This window comes from Variovorax sp. FG153, assembly GCF_057809595.1.
The window spans coordinates 106652-123641 of the sequence record NZ_JBMDKG010000008.1; the positions used below are offsets into that span (position 1 = coordinate 106652).

Sequence of the window (16990 nt, forward strand, 5' to 3'; positions counted from 1 at the left end):
AAGCTTCCATTTTTTGGAGAAAACACATGAGTCTGAGCAACTCCCTCGGGTTGCTGGGCCGCAAGGTGGGGATGATGCGTCTCTTCACCGATGACGGGGACGCAGTTCCTGTCACGGTGGTGGATGTGTCGAACAACCGCGTGACCCAGATCAAGTCGCAAGAGACCGATGGCTACGTCGCACTGCAAGTGACGTTCGGTTCGCGCAAAGCATCGCGCGTGACCAAGCCCGAAGCCGGCCACCTCGCCAAGGCGGGTGTCGAAGCTGGCGAAATCATCCAGGAATTCCGCGTCACCGCAGATACCGCAGGTCAGCACCAGGCTGGCGGCGTGATCGCGGCCGGCAGCGTGTTCTCCGTGGGCCAGAAGGTGGACGTGCAAGGCACCTCCATCGGCAAGGGCTACGCCGGCACGATCAAGCGCCACAACATGAGCTCGCAGCGCGCGTCGCACGGTAACAGCCGTTCGCACAACGTGCCCGGCTCGATCGGCATGGCGCAGGACCCCGGTCGCGTGTTCCCCGGCAAGCGCATGACGGGCCACCTCGGCGACGTCACCCGCACGACGCAGAACCTGTCGGTGTTCCGCATCGACGAAGCGCGTCAACTGCTGCTCATCAAGGGCGCGATCCCGGGTTCGAAGGGTGGCTTCGTCACCGTGCGTCCCGCCGTCAAGGCCAAGCCGCAAGCGGCTGAAGGAGCGAAGTAATGGAACTCGAACTCCTGAACGAGCAAGGTCAGGCCGCGTCGAAGTACGACGCCCCCGAAACCGTGTTCGGCCGTGACTACAACGAAGACCTGGTCCACCAGATCGTCGTCGCATTCCAGGCCAACGCCCGCCAAGGCACGCGCGCCCAGAAGGACCGCGAACAGGTCAAGCACTCGACCAAGAAGCCTTTCAAGCAAAAGGGAACGGGCCGCGCCCGTGCCGGTATGACGTCCTCGCCGCTGTGGCGCGGGGGTGGCCGGATCTTCCCGAACATGCCTGACGAAAACTTCTCGCAGAAGATCAACAAGAAGATGTACCGCGCCGGCATGGCGTCCATCTTCTCGCAACTCGCTCGCGAAGGCCGTCTGGCCGTGGTCGATTCGATCAAGGTCGACTCGCCCAAGACCAAGCCGCTGGCGGCCCGCTTCAAGGCGATGAATCTCGACTCCGTGCTCGTGATCGCCGAAGAAGTCGACGAGAACCTTTACCTTGCCTCGCGCAACCTGGTGAACGTCCTCGTGGTCGAGCCGCGCTACGCAGACCCGGTGTCGCTGGTGCACTACAAGAAGGTGCTGGTCACCAAGGGTGCCGTCGACAAGCTCAAGGAGATGTTCGCATGAGCCGCGTGAACCCCACCCCTGCTCAACGTCAGTTCGACGAAGGCCGTCTCATGAACGTGCTGGTCGCCCCGATCGTGTCCGAAAAGGCCACGATGGTCGGCGAGAAGTCGAACGCTGTCACTTTCAAGGTGTTGCAAGACGCCACCAAGCCCGAGATCAAGGCCGCCGTCGAACTGATGTTCAAGGTCGAAGTCAAGGGCGTGTCGGTTGCCAACATCAAGGGCAAGACCAAGCGCTTCGGCAAGTCCGTCGGCCGCCGCGACCACGTTCGCAAGGCCTACGTCACGCTGAAGGCCGGTCAAGAGCTCAACCTCGTCGGGGAAGGCGCTTAATCATGGCCGTCATCAAGATGAAACCCACTTCGCCGGGCCAACGCGGCGCGGTGAAGATCTCGCGTGACCACCTGTACAAGGGTGCTCCGCTCGCATCCCTGCTGGAACCCCAGTTCCAGAAGGCCGGCCGCAACAACAACGGCCACATCACGACCCGTCACAAGGGCGGCGGTCACAAGCACCACTACCGCGTGGTGGACTTCCGTCGCAACAAGGACGGCATCCCGGCGAAGGTCGAGCGCATCGAGTACGACCCGAACCGCACCGCCCACATCGCGCTGGTCTGCTACGCCGACGGCGAGCGCCGCTACATCATCGCCCCGCGCGGTCTGGAAGCCGGTGCAACGCTGCTGTCGGGTTCGGAAGCTCCGATCCGCGCCGGCAACACGCTGCCGATCCGCAACATTCCGGTGGGTTCGACGATCCACTGCATCGAACTGCAGCCCGGCAAGGGCGCGCAGATCGCCCGCTCGGCCGGTACCTCGGCCACGCTGCTGGCCCGTGAAGGCGTCTACGCCCAGGTCCGCATGCGTTCGGGCGAAGTCCGCCGCATTCACATCGAATGCCGCGCGACCATCGGTGAAGTGGCCAACGAAGAACACAGCCTGCGCCAGCTCGGCAAGGCCGGTGTGAAGCGCTGGATGGGTATCCGCCCGACCGTTCGCGGCGTGGTGATGAACCCGGTCGACCACCCGCACGGTGGTGGCGAAGGCAAGACCGGCGAAGGCCGTCACCCTGTCGACCCGTGGGGCAACCTGACCAAGGGTTACCGTACCCGTAACAACAAGCGCACGCAGGTCTTCATCGTGTCGCGCCGCAAGAAGTAAGGGATAGCAAATGACTCGCTCTCTCAAAAAGGGTCCGTTTGTTGACCATCACCTCGTTGCCAAGGCCGACAAGGCCGTGACGACGAAGGACAAGAAGCCGATCAAGACCTGGTCGCGCCGCTCGATGGTCCTGCCCGAATTCATCGGCCTGACCATTGCCGTGCACAACGGCAAGCAGCACGTGCCCGTGTACATCACCGACCAGATGGTCGGCCACAAGCTCGGCGAATTTGCGCTCACGCGCACGTTCAAGGGGCACCCCGCGGACAAGAAAGTCCAGAAGAAGTAAGGAACGACCATGTCTGAAACACGTGCAGTCCTCCGCGGTGTCCGCCTCTCGGTCGACAAGGGCCGTCTGGTCGCCGACCTGATCCGCGGCAAGAAGGTCGATCAAGCGCTCAACATCCTGCAATTCACGCAGAAGAAGGCCGCTGTGATCGTCAAGAAGGTGCTCGAGTCGGCCATCGCCAACGCGGAGCACAACGACGGTGCCGACATCGACGAACTGAAGGTCAAGACCATCTACGTCGAACAGGGCGCCACGCTCAAGCGCTTCACGGCGCGCGCCAAGGGTCGCGGCAATCGCATCAGCAAGCCCACGTGCCATGTGTACGTGACGGTTGGCAACTAAGAGCCTGGAAGAAATATGGGACAGAAAATCCATCCGACCGGCTTCCGTCTGGCGGTTACCCGTAACTGGTCCAGCCGCTGGTACGCCAGCGACCGCGATTTCGCGGGCATGCTGGCCGAAGACATCAAGGTTCGCGAATACCTGAAGAAGAAGCTGAAGAACGCTTCGGTGTCGCGCGTCCTGATCGAGCGTCCCGCCAAGAACGCCCGCATCACGATCTACTCGGCTCGTCCGGGCGTCGTGATCGGCAAGAAGGGCGAAGACATCGAGAACCTCAAGCGCGAACTGGGCCGCCAGCTCGGCGTGCCGGTGGCAGTGAACATCGAGGAAGTGCGCAAGCCCGAAATCGATGCCCAGCTGATCGCCGACAGCATCACGCAGCAGCTCGAAAAGCGGATCATGTTCCGCCGCGCCATGAAGCGCGCCATGCAGAACGCCATGCGTCTGGGTGCCCAGGGCATCAAGATCATGTCGGCTGGCCGCCTGAACGGCATCGAAATCGCTCGTACCGAGTGGTACCGCGAAGGTCGCGTGCCGCTTCACACGCTGCGCGCCGACATCGACTACGGCACCTCGGAAGCCAAGACCACCTACGGCGTCATCGGCGTCAAGGTGTGGGTCTACAAGGGCGACACCCTGGGCCGCAACGACCTGCCCGCCGTCGAGACCCCGCGTCCCGAGGAAGAGCGTCGTCCGCGTGGTCCGCGCCGCGATGGCCGCCCGGGTGGCGACCGTCCGGGCGGTGACCGCCGCGGCGGTCCGCGTGCCGGTGCCCGTGGCCCGATCGGTGGCAACACCGCTCCCGCCGACGGCAGCGACAAGCCCGCAGAAGCAACCGGCGGTGCCGGTGCAGACTCGAAACCCGCCGTTAAGCGCGTCCGCAAAGCCGCGCCCGCTGCAGCAGCGGACGGTGCCAAGACCGAGTAATCGGTCTGTAGCCCCGGGTGTGCATCCGCACAGGAAGCCCGGGGCAGTCCTCACGGAGTAACAAGACATGCTGCAACCTGCACGCAGAAAGTTCCGCAAGGAACAAAAGGGCCGCAACACCGGCGTCGCCACCCGGGGCAACTCGGTGGCCTTCGGTGACTTCGGTCTGAAATGCACCGACCGCGGCCGCCTCACGGCGCGCCAGATCGAAGCCGCTCGCCGCGCGATTTCGCGTCACGTGAAGCGCGGTGGTCGTATCTGGATCCGCGTGTTCCCCGACAAGCCGATCTCGACCAAGCCCGCAGAAGTGCGGATGGGTAACGGCAAGGGCAACCCCGAGTACTACGTCGCCGAGATCCAGCCCGGCAAGATCGTGTTCGAGATCGTCGGCGTGCCCGAAGAACTCGCCCGCGAAGCCTTCCGCCTGGCCGCTGCCAAGCTGCCGCTGCGCACGACGTTCGTCTCGCGCCAGCTCGGCGCCTGAGAGGAGAACATCCATGGCAACACGTAAGAAGAAAGAAGCCGCGGCTCCGGCCAAGGTGAGCAAGGCAGCAGCACTGCGCGAGAAGGACGTCGCCGGTCTGCAAGCCGAAATCAAGGATCTGCAGAAGGCCCATTTCGGCCTGCGCATGCAGAAAGCCACGCAACAGCTGTCGAACACCTCGACGCTGCGCGTGACGCGTCGCGACATCGCGCGCGCCAAGACCGTTCTTGCTCAGAAGCAGCAAGAAACCCAAGCCGCCAAGTAAGGAGTGAACATGACGGAAGCTAAAAAATCCCTCAAGCGCACCTTGATCGGCAAGGTGGTCAGCGACAAGCGTGCCAAGACCGTGACCGTGCTGGTCGAGCGCCGTGTGAAGCACGAGCTCTACGGCAAGATCGTGGCGAAGACGAGCAAGTACCACGCCCATGACGAAAAGGGCGAGTACAAGCTGGGCGACACCATCGAGATCACGGAAAGCCGTCCGATCTCGAAGACCAAGAACTGGGTCGTGACCCGTCTGGTCGAGAAGGCCGTCCTGGTCTGATCCCCCTCGGGTAAGCCGGCTCCGCGAGGCAGCCGGCAGTCCATCGCGAAACGGCCCACAATGTGGGCCGTTTTTCTTTTTCCAGGAGCACTTTCAAATGATCAAAGTTGGCGACACCCTTCCCTCGGCCACCCTGCAGGAGTATTCCGAAGTCGAGGGCGAAGGCTGCAGCATCGGCCCGAACCCCGTCGACGTGAGCAAGGCAATGGCTGGCAAGACCATCGCGCTGTTCGCGCTGCCGGGCGCCTTCACGCCCACCTGCTCGGCCAAGCACGTGCCCGGCTATGTGCAGCACTTCGACGACTTCAAGGCCGCGGGCGTGGACGAGATCTGGTGCGTGAGCGTGAACGACGCCTTCGTGATGGGCGCCTGGGCGCGCGATCAGAAGACCGGCGCCAAGGTGCGCATGCTGGCCGACGGCAGCGCCGATTTCGCCAAGGCCACCGGCCTCACGCTGGACCTCACGGGTCGCGGCATGGGCCTGCGCAGCAACCGCTACTCGATGCTCGTGAAGGACGGCAAGGTCGCGACGCTCAATGTCGAGGCACCGGGCAAGTTCGAGGTCAGCAACGCCGAGACGCTGCTGGCGCAAGCCAAGGGCTGAAGCGGCGAAGCCGGGGCGACGCCTACAGGTCCACCTTCAGGTAGTGCGCCCCCGCAATGGGGTTGTGATAGAAGGGCGGCACCTCTGCGAAGCCCAGGTCCTCGTAGAGGGCGCGTGCCGACTCCATCTCGTCGAGCGTGTCGAGCAGCACGCAGCCGTAGCCCGCGCCACGCGCCGCGTCGAGGATCGCCTCGGCGAGCTGGCGGCCCAGTCCCAGGCCGCGAAAGCCCGGGCGCACGTACAGGCGCTTCATCTCCGCCGCATTCACATAGTCCGCGCTGTCGAGCGGCCGCAGCGCGCAGCAGCCGGCCACGTGCGCGAGCCGGCCATCGGCGCGCACCAGCGTGGGCGTGGCGCGGCCGGCCTCGTCCCTGACGTGCGCCGGATCGACCAGCGCCAGCAGCAGCGTGCCGCGCGGCTCGACGTATTCGCCCGGCAGCGCGGCCAGTTCCTGGTCGAAATTCTGGAAATCGAGATCGATGCCCAGCGAGGCGGCGTAGTCGCGGAAGATGAGGCGCGCGGCCTCGAGTTCGTGGGCCTCGTCGGGCGTGAGCAGCACGACGGCCGGCGTGTCCGACAGCGGCAGGGGGCGTGAGACGGATGAGCTCATGCGCGCAACGACGAAACCCAGTACGCGACGCCCGCGCACAGCAGCGCGAGCACCAGCGCGAAGCCACGCGACGCGGCGTCGTCGCGGCTGCCGGCGGCGGCGATGTGCTTGTCGCCCGACACCATCGGCGCGACCAGCCGGTGGCGCTTCACCAGCACGTAGAACAGCACCGCGAGCACGTGCAGGCTCGCGAGCGCGATCACGATCCACTTGCCCTGCGTGCTGTGCCAGCCCGTGGCCAGGCTCACGAGATCGCCCGAGACGAAGCGCGTGAGCGGCCCGGCGGCCGAGATCTCGTCGTCGGCCACGAGGCCGGTGGCCACCTGCAGCGCCAGGATCGCGAGCACCGCGAACACCGACAGCGCGCCCAGCGGCGTGTGGCCGATCAGGTGGTCGGGATGGGCGCGGCCGCGCAGGTAGGCGAGGAGCGAGCCCGGCGCGTAGACGAAGGCCGCGAAGCGCGACCAGCGTCCGCCGACGAAACCCCAGACCAGCCGGAACAGCAGCAGCGCGAGCACCGTGTAGCCGAGGCGGAAATGCCATTCCATGACGCCGCCGAGGCCGGTGGCGATCAGCCCGATCACGGCGGCGGCCAGGGCCCAGTGGAACAGCCGGGTCGGCAGGTCCCAGACGCGTGTTCGGGTGGCCTGGCGGGACGCCGCGGCCGCGGGGGAGTCGGTCATCGAAGGAGGGGGGAGCGCAAGGCTGCGGAAGGCGCAGATTAGCAAAGTCCGGGCCGTCCGCTCCATCGGGTTGTTGCTATGCGCGCCGGCCGGCCTGCCCCTACACTGCCGCGCAGGTGCCGCGCCCGACGGCATCACCCACGATTTCCCCACGTCAGGAGGACCCCGATGATCCGACTCGCCACCTTCGCGCTGGCCGCCGCCTGCGCCGCCACCACCCTGCCGGCCGCGGCCCAGTTCGCGAAGCCTGAAGACGCCATCAAGTACCGCCAGAGCGCGCTGTTCGTCATGTCGCAGCACTTCGGCCGCCTGGGCGCCATGGCCAATGGCCGCGCGCCCTACGACGCGGCCGCCGCCGCGGCCAATGCCGAGGTGGTGGCCGACATGGCGAAGCTGCCCTGGGCCGGCTTCGGCGCCGGTACCGAGGGCGGCAAGGCCAAGCCCGAGGTCTGGAAGGAAGCGCCGAAGTTCAAGGAGCACCAAGACAAGCTGATCGCCGAGACCGGCAAGCTGCTGGTGGCCGCCAAGGCCGGCAACATCGATGCGCTCAAGGCCCAGTTCGGCCCGACCGCCGCGAGCTGCAAGGCTTGCCACGACAGCTTCCGCGACCGCTGATCCGCCATCGCTTGCCCCAACGAAAAAGGCGCTGCCCGGTCACGGGCAGCGCCTTTTTGGCGGGCAGGGGGAGGGCTCAGGCCTCGGCCAGCAGCTTCTCGATCAGCTTGTGCAGCTCGGCGAAATCGGGTTCGCCCACGTAGCGCTTGACGATCTGGCCCTGCTTGTTCACGAGGTAGGTGGTCGGCGTGAGCTTCACGTCGCCCCAGGCCTGCGCCACGCTGCCGGTGTTGTCGATCGCCACCTTGAACGGCAGCTTGCGGGTTTCGGCGAAATTGACGACGTAGCTCGGCGGGTCGTAGCTCATGGCCACCGCCAGCGTGTCGTAGCCGCGCGCCTTGTACTTGTCGTAGGTGGCGATCACCTTGGGCATCTCGCCGACGCAGGTCACGCAGCTGGTGGCCCAGAAGTTGACCAGCGTGACCTTGCCCTTGAGGTCCTCGGTGCTCTTTTTCGTGCCGTCGAGCAGCACGAAGGTCGAGGCGGGCGCCGCGGTGGTGCCCGAGCCGAGGTACACCCCCACGCCGGTGGCCAGGGCGACGGCAACGGCGGCTGCGATAACGTACTTTTTCATGGCTGCTGACTGAGTGGGGCGGCGCGATTCTAGTTCCGTGCGTCCGAACGTGCAGGCGCGCGCGACAGTCTCCGTGGAACGGTGGATCGATAATCCGATCCCCATGCCGCTGCCCACCTCCCGTCTTCGCCGCCGTGCGCGCGCCGCCTGCGCCGCCGCCGCGGTCCTCGCGCTCGCGGCCTGCAGCCCGACCTTCAACTGGCGCGAAGTCCCGGTGGCCGAGGCCGGCCTGATCGCGCTGCTGCCCTGCAAGGCCGACCGCGCCACCCGCGCGCAGCCGCTGGGCGCCGAATCGGTGCAGGTCGACATGGCCGGCTGCGAGGCCGGCGGTGCCACCTTCGCGATCGCGCATGCCACCGCCGCCGATGCCGCCCAGGCCGAGAGCTGGCTGCGCGCCTGGCAGCTCGCCACGCGCGAGCAGCTGCAGGGCGCGGCCACCACCGAGGCGCCCGCCACGGTGCCGCGCGCCGCCCCCGTGCCCGCGCCGCTGCGGCTCGACGCGCCGGCCACGCCCACGGGGCAGCCGCTGCAGGTGCTGTGGTTCGCCCAGGCCGAGACCCGCTCGACGCCGCCGGGCGCCGTGTCGCTCTACCAGGCGATGGTGCTGGGCCGGCCCTCGTCGGGCGAGGCCGCCAAGACCTTCTTCGAAGGACTGCGGCTGCCATGAGCCGCGCGCGGCGACGGTTTCGATCGTGCGTCGTTGCCGCGCGCCGCGGCGTCCGTTGCGCAATGGCCAAGCTTGCGGGCTGGCGCGTTATGTCGTCTATCTACTTCCTCCGGGCGCCCCCGCATAATCGAAGCGCCGTCCCCCGAGCCGCATGAACAGCATCCTCATCATTGCCCATTCGCCGTTCGCACAAGCGTTGCGGAAGTGCGCGCTGCATGTGTTTCCCGACAGCGAGAACGCCATCGTCGCGCTCGACGTGCTGCCCAACGTGCCGCCCGAGGAAACCCTGGCGGCCGCGCGCATCACGCTCGCGCAGCAGCTCAACGGGCCGCGCGTGCAGGTGCTGGTGCTGGCCGACGTGTTCGGCGCCACGCCCTGCAACGTGGCGCAGAAGCTGGTGGACGGCGTGCGCTCGCGGCTCGTGGCGGGCGTCAATCTTCCGATGCTGCTGCGCGCCGTGACCTACCGGCACGAGCCGCTCGACGTGCTCGTGCAGCGCGCCATCACTGGCGGCACTTCGGGCGTGATGCAAGTGGCGGTGGCGGCACCGCAGAACCAGGCCAAGAGAAAGCACAGTGATCAAGAAATCCGTGACCATCAGCAATAAGCTGGGACTGCATGCGCGCGCATCGGCCAAGCTGACCAAGCTCGCCGGCAGCTTCCCCTGCGAGGTGTGGCTCTCGCGCGGTGACCGCCGCATCAACGCCAAGAGCATCATGGGCGTGATGATGCTGGCCGCCGGGCTCGGCTCGACCGTCGAGCTCGAGACCAACGGGCCGCAGGAAGAAGAAGCGATGAACGCCATCGTCCAGCTCATGGACGACAAGTTCGGCGAGGGCGAATGACCTTCGCAGTCCACGGCCTCCCCGTCGCCCGTGGCATCGCCATCGGCCGCGCGGTGCTGGTGGTGTCGAGCCGCATCGACGTGGCCCACTACTTCATCAAGCCCGAGGAGATCGAGACCGAGATCGACCGGGTGCGCATCGCGCGCAACGAGGTGGCCGAGGAACTCGCCAAGCTGCAGACCAGCGTCGCGCAGATGGGGCCCAACGACGCGCCGCACGAACTCGCGGCGCTGCTCGAGGTGCACCAGCTGCTGCTGCAGGACGAGGCGCTGACCGGCGGCGTCAAGCACTGGATCACCGAGCGGCTCTACAACGCCGAGTGGGCGCTGACCACGCAGCTGGAGATCGTCGCGCGCCAGTTCGACGAGATGGAGGACGAGTACCTGCGCGAGCGCAAGGCCGACCTCGAGCAGGTGGTGGAGCGGCTGCTGCACCGCATGAAGGGCACGGCCGCGGTGCTGGCACCGAGCCCGCCGCGGCGCAAGCGCGCCTCGTCCGACGAGGACGACGACCTCACCGCGGGCGACGGCATCGACGTGCCGCTGGTGCTGATCGCGCACGACCTCTCGCCGGCCGACATGCTGCAGTTCAAGAAGAGCGTGTTCGCCGGCTTCGTCACCGACGTCGGCGGACGCACCTCGCACACCGCGATCGTGGCGCGCAGCATGGACGTGCCGGCCGTGGTCGGCGCGCGCACCGCGAGCCAGCTGGTGCGGCAGGACGACTGGGTCATCATCGACGGCGATGCCGGCGTGATGATCATCGATCCCTCGCCGATCATCCTGGCCGAGTACGGCTTCAAGCAGCGCCAGGGCGACCTCGAGCGCGGGCGCCTCGCGCGGCTGCGCCACAAGCCGGCCGTCACGCTCGACGGCCAGCGCGTCGAGCTGCTCGCCAACATCGAGATGCCAGAGGACACGGTGGGCGCGATGAAGGCCGGTGCGGTCGGCGTGGGCCTGTTCCGCAGCGAGTTCCTGTTCATGGGCCGCGAGTCGTCGGCGCGCCAGACCCGGCTGCCCGACGAGGAGGAGCAGTACCAGGCCTACAAGCGCGCGGTCGAGGGCATGCAGGGCATGCCGGTCACCATCCGCACCATCGACGTGGGCGCCGACAAGCCGCTGGACAACAAGTCCGCCAACAAGCAGGAGCACCTGAACCCCGCGCTCGGCCTGCGCGCCATCCGCTGGAGCCTGGCCGATCCCGCGATGTTCCTCACGCAGTTGCGCGCCATCCTGCGCGCGGCCGCGCACGGAGAGATCCACCTGCTGATCCCGATGCTCGCGCATGCGAGCGAGATCCGCCAGACGCTGGCGTTGCTCGCGCTCGCGCGCACCGAGCTCGACAACCGCGGCGCGGTGCACGGCCAGGTGAAGCTCGGCGCCATGATCGAGATCCCGGCCGCGGCGCTCACGCTGCGCACCTTCCTGAAGCACTTCGACTTCCTCTCGATCGGCACCAACGACCTGATCCAGTACACGCTGGCGATCGACCGCGCCGACGAGTCGGTGGCGCACCTCTACGACCCGGCCCATCCGGCGGTGCTCAAGCTGGTGGCCGACACCATCGCGGAGTGCCGGCGCCAGGGCAAGGCCGTGGCGGTGTGCGGCGAGATGGCGGGCGACGTCGCCTTCACGCGGCTGCTGCTGGGCCTGGGGCTGCGCAGCTTCTCGATGCATCCCTCGCGCATCCTCGCGGTCAAGCAGGAGGTGCTGCGCGCCGACACGAGCAAGCTCGAGGCCTGGGCGCGCTCGGTGGTCGACTCGGACGATCCCGCCACCATGCTCGCGGGCTGAGCGCCGCGCGCGCTTCAAGCCCGCCGCAATAAAACGAAACACGCCGAAACCGCGGCGAAAGGACTTGCCGCGCGCCGGCAAGCACGATCAGGCCTTCTCTTCACCAACCCTGAAAGGCCCGATCCATGAAGCTCTCCCTGACCCAGGCTGTCGCCGTCGCCTCCTTCGCCATGCTCGCCGCCGCGGGCGCCAAGGCCGAAAGCTATGACGGCGTGCACCAGGCCGTGTCGGCCAAGACCCGCGCCGAGATCAACGAGGAAGCCGTGCGCGCCGCCGCGGCACCGAACCAGAACGTGACGCGCGGCTCGCGCGGTCCCGAGACCGTGGCGCGCTCCACCGACCGTGCCAACGTGGTGGCCGAGGCGGTGCGCACCGCGGCCGCGCCCGACCAGAACGTGAGCTCGGGTTCGCGCGTCAACAGCAAGGTGATCTCGACGCTGCAGAACCCGGTGGACGCACGCGCCGCCGCCTCGCGCGACGCCAGCAAGCTCTGAGCGACACGGCCCTTCGCGCCCCCGGAAGCAAGCGACGCATCGGCGTCGCTTTTTCGTTTCGGCCCTCCGGCCTCGCATCGCAATAAAACGAAACACGCCGATACCGCGGTGAAAGGACGCGAAGCCGCTCCGAAAGCACCATCGAGCTTCCTCCTCCAACACACACAAGGACCCGTCATGAAACACTGGATCAAACGCACGCTCTTCGGTTTTGCCGGGCTCGCCGTGGTGGCCGGCAGCGTCGCCGGCTGCGCTGGCCATCGCCACGGCTGGAACGGCGACAGCGCCGAGTTCCGCGCCAAGATGGTCGAGCGCGTGGGCAGCAAGCTCGACCTCGATGCAGCGCAGAAGCAGAAGCTCACCGTGCTGGCCGAGAAGCTGCAGGCGCAGCGCCAGGCCCTGCGCGGCGCCGACGGCTCGGGCGACCCGCGCTCGCAGTTCCGCGCCCTGTTCGCCGGCAACAAGCTCGACCAGGCTGGCGCCACGCGCCTGGTCAACGAGAAGACCGCGGCGCTGCGCAACGGCAGTCCCGAGATCATCGCGGCCGCGGCCGACTTCTTCGACCACCTGAACCCCGCGCAGCAGCAGAAGGTGCGCGAGTTCATGGAGCGCGGCGGACGCCGCTGGAGCCGCCAAGGCTGATGCACCGGCGGCCCCGTCCCCCGGCCGGGGCCGCATTCCCATCCTTTCCGGGGCCCGGCGCCCTCCACCTGATGCGAGCACACCATGAAGACCATCGAACCGAACCTGGCCGACCTGATCGCGCTGCGGCGCCAGGCCGCGCGCCGCGCGAGCGATGCCGCGACCGATGCGCAGGAAGGCGCCGCGACCGGCGGCGTGCGCACCACGCTGCGGCTCGAGGCACTGGCCGTGCTGGCGGGCGCGCTGATCGCCTACGACCGCACCGGCAGCGGCTGGGGCCTGTTCGCGCTGCTGTTCCTGCTGCCCGACCTGTCGATGCTCGGCTACCTGACCAATGCACGCATCGGCGCGCGGGTCTACAACCTCGCGCACTCGTACCTGGTGCCGCTGGGCATCGGCGCGCTGGGCCTGCTGGTGGCGCTGCCCTTCGCGCTGCCGCTGGCGCTGGTCTGGGCCGCGCACATCGCGTTCGACCGGACGCTGGGCTTCGGCCTCAAGTACGAGGCGGGCTTCGGCTTCACGCACCTGGGCCGCGTCGGAAGGCAGGACCCATGGTGAGCGCGCGTCCCGACGATGTCGTGCGGCCCGTGCTGCGCCCCGCCGTCGCGCGCACCTGGCTGCTGGCCGAGGCGCTCGCGCTCGGCACTGCCTCGGCCGTGCACGCGGGCCGGCTGATCCCCGGCTTCGCGCATGCGCAGGCGCGCACGGCCGAGGCCGTGATCGCGCTGGTGCTGGTGGGTGCCGCGGCCGCGAGCTGGCTGCGCCCGGCCTGGACGCGCTGGTTCGCGATCCGTGCCCAGGGCTTCGCGCTGCTCGGCACGCTGGTGGGCCTGTTCACCATCGCGATCGGCATCGGGCCGCAGACCGTGCCCGATGTCGCCTATCACCTGGTCCTGCTCGCCGCGCTCGCGGCCGGCCTCGTCGTGGCGGTGCGATGCCGGGCGGGTTGATCATCAGCCAGCTCCTGGCCAGGAGGCACAATCCGCCCATGCCGCGCATCCTGCTGATCGACGACGACGAGCATCTCGGCGCGCCGCTGGCGAGCTACTTCGCGCGCTTCGGCTGCACGCTCGAGAGCGCGGTGCGGCCCAGCGAAGGCCTGGCGCGACTGCGCGCCGAGAGCTTCGACGCCGCCATCCTCGACGTCATGCTGCCCGAGATGGACGGCTTCGCGCTGTGCCGCGAGATCCGCAAGGAAAGCGACATCCCGATCGTGATGCTGACCGCGCGCGGCGAGGTGATGGACCGCGTGGTCGGCCTCGAGCTCGGTGCCGACGACTACGTGCCCAAGCCCTTCGAGCCGCGCGAGCTGGTGGCGCGCGTGCAGACCATCCTGCGGCGCCAGCGCGTCGCGCCGCCCGCGGCGGCCGCGTCGCAGCAGCGCGTGTTCGACGGCCTGGCGATCGACCTCGACCGGCGCCTGGTGCTGCGCCAGGGCGAGCGCGTCGACCTCACCGGCACCGAGTTCGAGCTGCTGGCGCTGCTGGCGGCCGAGCCCGGCAAGGTGTTCAGCCGCGACGACATCCTCAACCGGCTGCGCGGCCACGAGGCCGAGCTCTACACGCGCGCGGTCGACATCGTGGTGAGCCGCCTGCGCAAGAAGCTCGAGCCGCTGGACTGCATCAAGACGCTGCGCAACGCGGGCTACGCGCTGGCCGTGGCGCCCGGCGAGCCTTCTTCATGAACTTCCGCCGCAGGGAACGCCGCGATCGCGAGGGCGCGTGGCATGCCTTCGCCTGCCGCCGCGACGAGCTGCACCGGCAGTGGCATGCGCAGTGGCACGAGAAGGTGCAGGGCAAGCGCCGCTGGCGCCGCTCGCTGCGCATCCGGCTGGTGATGATGTTCGTGCTGCTCGCGGTGGTCATGACCGGCGTGTTCCTCGCGGGCATGAAGAAGTCCTTCTCCACCGGCTGGGCCGAGGCCGCGCAGCCGATGCTGGTCGACTACGCCGACCGGCTGGTGGCCGAGCTCGGCACGCCGCCCGACGTGTCGCGCGCGCAGGCGCTGGTCGACCGCCTGCCGATCACCATCCGCATCGTGGGGCCGACGGTCAACTGGGATTCCAATCCCGGCGAGCACGGCACGCGCGGCGGCTGGATGCGCGACCACGACGAATCGATGTGGGGCGACAAGTGGTTCATCCGGCCCACGGCCGACGGCCACCGCGTGATCTTCGGCTGGGCGCCGCGGCTGTGGCAGATCGCGCCGCGCGCGGCCGGCTGGGCCACGCTGAGCCTGCTGCTGCTGCTCGTGGTGCTGGGCTATGCCTACGTGAGCCGGCTGCTGCGGCCGCTGATCGACATCCGCGAGGGCGCGCAGCGCTTCGGCCGCGGCGACTTCGAGCGACCGATCCCGGTGCGGCGCAACGACGACATCGGCGACCTCGCGGAACACATCAACACCATGGCCCACGACATCCAGGCCATGCTCGATGCCAAGCGCGGCCTGCTGCTGGCGCTGAGCCACGAGCTGCGCTCGCCGCTCACGCGCGCGCGGCTCAATGCCGAACTGCTGCCGTCCACGGCCGAAGGCCGGGCCGAGCGCGAGGCGCTGCTGCGCGATCTCAACGAGATGCGTGACCTGATCAGCGACCTGCTCGAGAGCGAACGGCTCGCGAGCCCGCACGCGGCACTGCAGCGCGAGCGCATCGACCTCGCGGCGCTGGTGCGCGAGACCGTGGCCGAGATGCCGGCCGCGCGCGAGGTCCACCTCGACCTCGCCGAGGGCCTGCCGGCCCATTCGGTGGATCGCATGCGCATCCGCCTGCTGGTGCGCAACCTGCTGGACAACGCGCTGCGCTACAGCACCGAGGCGCCGCGTCCGCCGAGCGTGTCGGTGCGCGCCGTGCTCGAGGGCCAGGCGCAGGGCGTGGAGATCGAGGTGCGCGACTTCGGCCCGGGGGTGGACGAGGCGCAGCTCGAGCGGCTGACCGAGGCCTTCTACCGCACCGACGGCGCGCGCCAGCGCGCCACCGGCGGCGTCGGCCTGGGCATGTACCTGTGCCGGCTGATCGCCGAGGCGCACGGCGGCAGCCTGCGGGTGCGCAATGCCTCGCCGGGGCTGCAGATCGTGGTGCGGCTGGGCTGAGCGCGGGCCTCGCTGTCGCCTGCGCTACGCGCTGCCTGGAGCGGCGCGGCTAGCATGCGCCGCATCCGCCACACCGGGGCGCGGGCCCCATCTCCAGGAGACGCTTCATGACCGACACCACCGCACTCGTCAACCACCAGGTCCGCCTTGCCAAGCGTCCCGAGGGCGCCGCCACGCGCGAGCACTGGAGCTTCGGCAGCGAGCCCGTGGCCCAGCCGGCCGAGGGCGGCGTGCTGGTCAAGACGCTGTCGCTGTCGCTCGACCCGGCCATGCGCGGCTGGCTCAACGACGCCAAGAGCTACATCCCGCCGGTCGAGATCGGCGCCGTGATGCGCGCCGGCGGCATCGGCCGCGTCATCGCCTCGAAGAACCCGCAGTTCGCGGTCGGCGACACCGTCTACGGCACGCTCAACGTGCAGGAATACATGCTGATCCCGCAGGAGGAGATCAAGCGCAACGGCCTGGTGAAGATCGACCTGCGCGTGGGCAGCATCACCCAGTGGCTCAACGTGCTGGGCATGCCCGGCATGACCGGCTACTTCGGCCTGATGGACGTGGGCCAGCCCAAGGCCGGCGAGACCGTCGTGATCTCGGGCGCCGCCGGCGCGGTCGGCCAGACCGTGGGCCAGCTGGCCAAGATCAAGGGCTGCCGCGTGGTCGGCATCGCGGGCGGCGAGGCCAAGTGCGACTGGGTGGTCAAGGAGCTGGGCTTCGACGCCTGCATCGACTACAAGGCCGGCGCCGCCGCCGTGCGCGACGGCCTCAAGCAGCACTGCCCCAAGGGCGTGGACATCTACTTCGACAACGTCGGCGGCGAGATCCTCGACCTCGTGCTGGCGCGCATCGCGCGCAAGGCCCGCATCATCATCTGCGGCGCCATCAGCCAGTACAACAACGCCAACAGCATGCCTGCGGCCGGCCCGCGCAACTACCTGAGCCTGCTGGTGAACCGGGCCCGCATGGAAGGCATCGTGGTGTTCGACTACGCCGACCGCTATCCCGTGGCCATTGCCGAATTGGCCGGCTACCTGAAAGATGGGCGCATGAAGAGCAAGGAAGACATCGTGCAGGGCCTCGATACCTTCCCCGAGGCCCTGAACCGGCTCTTCAGCGGCGCCAACTTCGGCAAGCTGGTCCTGCAGGTGGCGACCGAGTGATGACAGCTGGGTAGTATTTGGCAAAACTTTCGTATCGAAAAGTTCGCGATTGGCTTTAGTTCACAAACAGTTAGTTAACAATGTCAACCACTGTCAACTGAGGCCAAATGCACTTCTTCTCCTAGGAATTGATTAATAGACTGCGCT

26 protein-coding genes are annotated in these 16990 nt (G+C 68.1%); 23 read left to right on the top strand and 3 right to left on the bottom strand.

Going from position 1 to position 16990, the window contains the following annotated elements; genetic code table 11:
- The first annotated feature begins 26 nt into the window (after window positions 1-26).
- From rplC to ACODT0_RS12165, 11 genes are all read left to right on the top strand, one after another.
- Entirely contained in the window at window positions 27-707 is a 681-nt protein-coding gene (gene rplC / locus ACODT0_RS12115; RefSeq protein WP_057596145.1) for a 50S ribosomal protein L3, read from the top strand.
- A complete protein-coding gene (rplD, locus tag ACODT0_RS12120) occupies window positions 707-1327 on the top strand; it encodes a 50S ribosomal protein L4 (RefSeq protein ID WP_057596147.1) in 621 nt (206 codons plus the stop codon). Before rplC ends, rplD begins: the two co-directional genes overlap by 1 nt.
- Entirely contained in the window at window positions 1324-1659 is a 336-nt protein-coding gene (rplW, locus tag ACODT0_RS12125; RefSeq protein WP_057596149.1) for a 50S ribosomal protein L23, read from the top strand. The genes rplD and rplW overlap by 4 nt, the downstream gene beginning before the upstream one ends.
- A gap of 2 nt (window positions 1660-1661) precedes the next feature.
- Complete coding sequence (gene rplB, locus ACODT0_RS12130; protein WP_057596151.1) at window positions 1662-2486, top strand: 50S ribosomal protein L2; 825 nt, start codon at window positions 1662-1664, stop codon at window positions 2484-2486.
- 10 nt (window positions 2487-2496) lie between these two features.
- Window positions 2497-2775 carry a 30S ribosomal protein S19 gene (gene rpsS, locus ACODT0_RS12135; protein WP_007838132.1) on the top strand — a complete coding sequence of 93 codons (279 nt, stop codon included), beginning with the start codon at window positions 2497-2499 and terminating at the stop codon, window positions 2773-2775.
- 9 nt (window positions 2776-2784) lie between these two features.
- Window positions 2785-3117 (top strand): 50S ribosomal protein L22, encoded by a 333-nt coding sequence (gene rplV / locus ACODT0_RS12140; protein ID WP_019657678.1) that lies wholly within the window; start codon window positions 2785-2787, stop codon window positions 3115-3117.
- 15 nt (window positions 3118-3132) lie between these two features.
- Complete coding sequence (rpsC, locus tag ACODT0_RS12145; RefSeq protein WP_057596153.1) at window positions 3133-4044, top strand: 30S ribosomal protein S3; 912 nt, start codon at window positions 3133-3135, stop codon at window positions 4042-4044.
- A 67-nt stretch (window positions 4045-4111) separates the two neighbouring features.
- Window positions 4112-4528, top strand: a complete 417-nt coding sequence (gene rplP, locus ACODT0_RS12150; RefSeq protein ID WP_057596155.1) for a 50S ribosomal protein L16 — start codon at window positions 4112-4114, stop codon at window positions 4526-4528.
- A 55-nt stretch (window positions 4529-4583) separates the two neighbouring features.
- Window positions 4584-4793, top strand: coding sequence for a 50S ribosomal protein L29 (gene rpmC / locus ACODT0_RS12155; protein ID WP_057596180.1), 210 nt, complete (start codon window positions 4584-4586; stop codon window positions 4791-4793).
- A 9-nt stretch (window positions 4794-4802) separates the two neighbouring features.
- The gene (gene rpsQ / locus ACODT0_RS12160; RefSeq protein ID WP_015867662.1) at window positions 4803-5072 is read left to right on the top strand and encodes a 30S ribosomal protein S17; all 270 of its coding nucleotides are present in this window, start codon (window positions 4803-4805) and stop codon (window positions 5070-5072) included.
- Between the two features lie 97 nt (window positions 5073-5169).
- Entirely contained in the window at window positions 5170-5676 is a 507-nt protein-coding gene (locus ACODT0_RS12165; protein ID WP_489041378.1) for a peroxiredoxin, read from the top strand.
- Window positions 5677-5698: 22 nt separating this feature from the next.
- Here ACODT0_RS12165 and ACODT0_RS12170 read toward each other — a convergent pair whose 3' ends face one another.
- Together ACODT0_RS12170 and ACODT0_RS12175 are read right to left on the bottom strand one after the other, a co-directional pair.
- The gene (locus tag ACODT0_RS12170; protein ID WP_261215582.1) at window positions 5699-6286 is read right to left on the bottom strand and encodes a GNAT family N-acetyltransferase; all 588 of its coding nucleotides are present in this window, start codon (window positions 6284-6286) and stop codon (window positions 5699-5701) included.
- Window positions 6283-6969 carry a cytochrome b/b6 domain-containing protein gene (locus tag ACODT0_RS12175; RefSeq protein ID WP_422099716.1) on the bottom strand — a complete coding sequence of 229 codons (687 nt, stop codon included), beginning with the start codon at window positions 6967-6969 and terminating at the stop codon, window positions 6283-6285. Before ACODT0_RS12175 ends, ACODT0_RS12170 begins: the two co-directional genes overlap by 4 nt.
- Before the next feature lie 168 nt (window positions 6970-7137).
- Here ACODT0_RS12175 and ACODT0_RS12180 point away from each other — a divergent pair, with 168 nt between their 5' ends.
- The gene (locus ACODT0_RS12180) at window positions 7138-7584 is read left to right on the top strand and encodes a c-type cytochrome (RefSeq protein WP_057596160.1); all 447 of its coding nucleotides are present in this window, start codon (window positions 7138-7140) and stop codon (window positions 7582-7584) included.
- Between the two features lie 76 nt (window positions 7585-7660).
- Here ACODT0_RS12180 and ACODT0_RS12185 read toward each other — a convergent pair whose 3' ends face one another.
- On the bottom strand, window positions 7661-8158 hold the full coding sequence (locus ACODT0_RS12185; protein WP_057596161.1) for a TlpA family protein disulfide reductase: 498 nt from the start codon (window positions 8156-8158) through the stop codon (window positions 7661-7663).
- 103 nt (window positions 8159-8261) lie between these two features.
- On the opposite strand from ACODT0_RS12185, the gene ACODT0_RS12190 reads away from it, so the two are divergent.
- The 11 genes from ACODT0_RS12190 to ACODT0_RS12240 all read left to right on the top strand — a co-directional run bounded on the left by ACODT0_RS12190 (window position 8262) and on the right by ACODT0_RS12240 (window position 16843).
- Complete coding sequence (locus ACODT0_RS12190; protein WP_489041381.1) at window positions 8262-8825, top strand: hypothetical protein; 564 nt, start codon at window positions 8262-8264, stop codon at window positions 8823-8825.
- A 151-nt stretch (window positions 8826-8976) separates the two neighbouring features.
- The gene (locus ACODT0_RS12195; protein WP_057596163.1) at window positions 8977-9432 is read left to right on the top strand and encodes a PTS sugar transporter subunit IIA; all 456 of its coding nucleotides are present in this window, start codon (window positions 8977-8979) and stop codon (window positions 9430-9432) included.
- Window positions 9401-9670 carry an HPr family phosphocarrier protein gene (locus ACODT0_RS12200; RefSeq protein ID WP_057596164.1) on the top strand — a complete coding sequence of 90 codons (270 nt, stop codon included), beginning with the start codon at window positions 9401-9403 and terminating at the stop codon, window positions 9668-9670. The genes ACODT0_RS12195 and ACODT0_RS12200 overlap by 32 nt, the downstream gene beginning before the upstream one ends.
- Window positions 9667-11463, top strand: a complete 1797-nt coding sequence (gene ptsP, locus ACODT0_RS12205) for a phosphoenolpyruvate--protein phosphotransferase (RefSeq protein ID WP_057596165.1) — start codon at window positions 9667-9669, stop codon at window positions 11461-11463. The genes ACODT0_RS12200 and ptsP overlap by 4 nt, the downstream gene beginning before the upstream one ends.
- A gap of 125 nt (window positions 11464-11588) precedes the next feature.
- Complete coding sequence (locus ACODT0_RS12210; RefSeq protein ID WP_413761700.1) at window positions 11589-11957, top strand: DUF4148 domain-containing protein; 369 nt, start codon at window positions 11589-11591, stop codon at window positions 11955-11957.
- 177 nt (window positions 11958-12134) lie between these two features.
- Entirely contained in the window at window positions 12135-12599 is a 465-nt protein-coding gene (locus tag ACODT0_RS12215; RefSeq protein ID WP_489041382.1) for a Spy/CpxP family protein refolding chaperone, read from the top strand.
- Between the two features lie 84 nt (window positions 12600-12683).
- Complete coding sequence (locus tag ACODT0_RS12220; protein WP_489041383.1) at window positions 12684-13157, top strand: DUF4260 domain-containing protein; 474 nt, start codon at window positions 12684-12686, stop codon at window positions 13155-13157.
- Window positions 13151-13549 carry a hypothetical protein gene (locus tag ACODT0_RS12225; RefSeq protein ID WP_409976582.1) on the top strand — a complete coding sequence of 133 codons (399 nt, stop codon included), beginning with the start codon at window positions 13151-13153 and terminating at the stop codon, window positions 13547-13549. The genes ACODT0_RS12220 and ACODT0_RS12225 overlap by 7 nt, the downstream gene beginning before the upstream one ends.
- A 38-nt stretch (window positions 13550-13587) precedes the next feature.
- Window positions 13588-14283 carry a response regulator transcription factor gene (locus ACODT0_RS12230; RefSeq protein WP_057596169.1) on the top strand — a complete coding sequence of 232 codons (696 nt, stop codon included), beginning with the start codon at window positions 13588-13590 and terminating at the stop codon, window positions 14281-14283.
- Complete coding sequence (locus ACODT0_RS12235; RefSeq protein ID WP_057596170.1) at window positions 14280-15686, top strand: HAMP domain-containing sensor histidine kinase; 1407 nt, start codon at window positions 14280-14282, stop codon at window positions 15684-15686. Before ACODT0_RS12230 ends, ACODT0_RS12235 begins: the two co-directional genes overlap by 4 nt.
- 107 nt (window positions 15687-15793) lie before the next feature.
- Window positions 15794-16843 (top strand): NADP-dependent oxidoreductase, encoded by a 1050-nt coding sequence (locus ACODT0_RS12240; protein ID WP_057596171.1) that lies wholly within the window; start codon window positions 15794-15796, stop codon window positions 16841-16843.
- Window positions 16844-16990 lie beyond the last annotated feature (147 nt).

Excerpts from the sequence above, each read along its gene's own strand:
- ACODT0_RS12170 (WP_261215582.1), bottom strand. The coding sequence starts at position 6,286 with ATGAGCTCATCCGTCTCACGCCCCCTGCCGCTGTCGGACACGCCGGCC.
- ACODT0_RS12165 (WP_489041378.1), top strand. The coding sequence starts at position 5,170 with ATGATCAAAGTTGGCGACACCCTTCCCTCGGCCACCCTGCAGGAGTAT.
- ACODT0_RS12220 (WP_489041383.1), top strand. The coding sequence starts at position 12,684 with ATGAAGACCATCGAACCGAACCTGGCCGACCTGATCGCGCTGCGGCGC.
- ACODT0_RS12225 (WP_409976582.1), top strand. The coding sequence starts at position 13,151 with ATGGTGAGCGCGCGTCCCGACGATGTCGTGCGGCCCGTGCTGCGCCCC.
- rplP (WP_057596155.1), top strand. The coding sequence starts at position 4,112 with ATGCTGCAACCTGCACGCAGAAAGTTCCGCAAGGAACAAAAGGGCCGC.
- rplW (WP_057596149.1), top strand. The coding sequence starts at position 1,324 with ATGAGCCGCGTGAACCCCACCCCTGCTCAACGTCAGTTCGACGAAGGC.
- ACODT0_RS12215 (WP_489041382.1), top strand. The coding sequence starts at position 12,135 with ATGAAACACTGGATCAAACGCACGCTCTTCGGTTTTGCCGGGCTCGCC.
- rplC (WP_057596145.1), top strand. The coding sequence starts at position 27 with ATGAGTCTGAGCAACTCCCTCGGGTTGCTGGGCCGCAAGGTGGGGATG.
- rplB (WP_057596151.1), top strand. The coding sequence starts at position 1,662 with ATGGCCGTCATCAAGATGAAACCCACTTCGCCGGGCCAACGCGGCGCG.
- ACODT0_RS12240 (WP_057596171.1), top strand. The coding sequence starts at position 15,794 with ATGACCGACACCACCGCACTCGTCAACCACCAGGTCCGCCTTGCCAAG.
- ACODT0_RS12185 (WP_057596161.1), bottom strand. The coding sequence starts at position 8,158 with ATGAAAAAGTACGTTATCGCAGCCGCCGTTGCCGTCGCCCTGGCCACC.
- rpsC (WP_057596153.1), top strand. The coding sequence starts at position 3,133 with ATGGGACAGAAAATCCATCCGACCGGCTTCCGTCTGGCGGTTACCCGT.
- ACODT0_RS12190 (WP_489041381.1), top strand. The coding sequence starts at position 8,262 with ATGCCGCTGCCCACCTCCCGTCTTCGCCGCCGTGCGCGCGCCGCCTGC.
- ACODT0_RS12175 (WP_422099716.1), bottom strand. The coding sequence starts at position 6,969 with ATGACCGACTCCCCCGCGGCCGCGGCGTCCCGCCAGGCCACCCGAACA.
- ACODT0_RS12230 (WP_057596169.1), top strand. The coding sequence starts at position 13,588 with ATGCCGCGCATCCTGCTGATCGACGACGACGAGCATCTCGGCGCGCCG.
- ACODT0_RS12180 (WP_057596160.1), top strand. The coding sequence starts at position 7,138 with ATGATCCGACTCGCCACCTTCGCGCTGGCCGCCGCCTGCGCCGCCACC.
- ptsP (WP_057596165.1), top strand. The coding sequence starts at position 9,667 with ATGACCTTCGCAGTCCACGGCCTCCCCGTCGCCCGTGGCATCGCCATC.
- rpsS (WP_007838132.1), top strand. The coding sequence starts at position 2,497 with ATGACTCGCTCTCTCAAAAAGGGTCCGTTTGTTGACCATCACCTCGTT.
- rplV (WP_019657678.1), top strand. The coding sequence starts at position 2,785 with ATGTCTGAAACACGTGCAGTCCTCCGCGGTGTCCGCCTCTCGGTCGAC.
- ACODT0_RS12195 (WP_057596163.1), top strand. The coding sequence starts at position 8,977 with ATGAACAGCATCCTCATCATTGCCCATTCGCCGTTCGCACAAGCGTTG.
- rpsQ (WP_015867662.1), top strand. The coding sequence starts at position 4,803 with ATGACGGAAGCTAAAAAATCCCTCAAGCGCACCTTGATCGGCAAGGTG.
- ACODT0_RS12210 (WP_413761700.1), top strand. The coding sequence starts at position 11,589 with ATGAAGCTCTCCCTGACCCAGGCTGTCGCCGTCGCCTCCTTCGCCATG.
- rplD (WP_057596147.1), top strand. The coding sequence starts at position 707 with ATGGAACTCGAACTCCTGAACGAGCAAGGTCAGGCCGCGTCGAAGTAC.
- ACODT0_RS12235 (WP_057596170.1), top strand. The coding sequence starts at position 14,280 with ATGAACTTCCGCCGCAGGGAACGCCGCGATCGCGAGGGCGCGTGGCAT.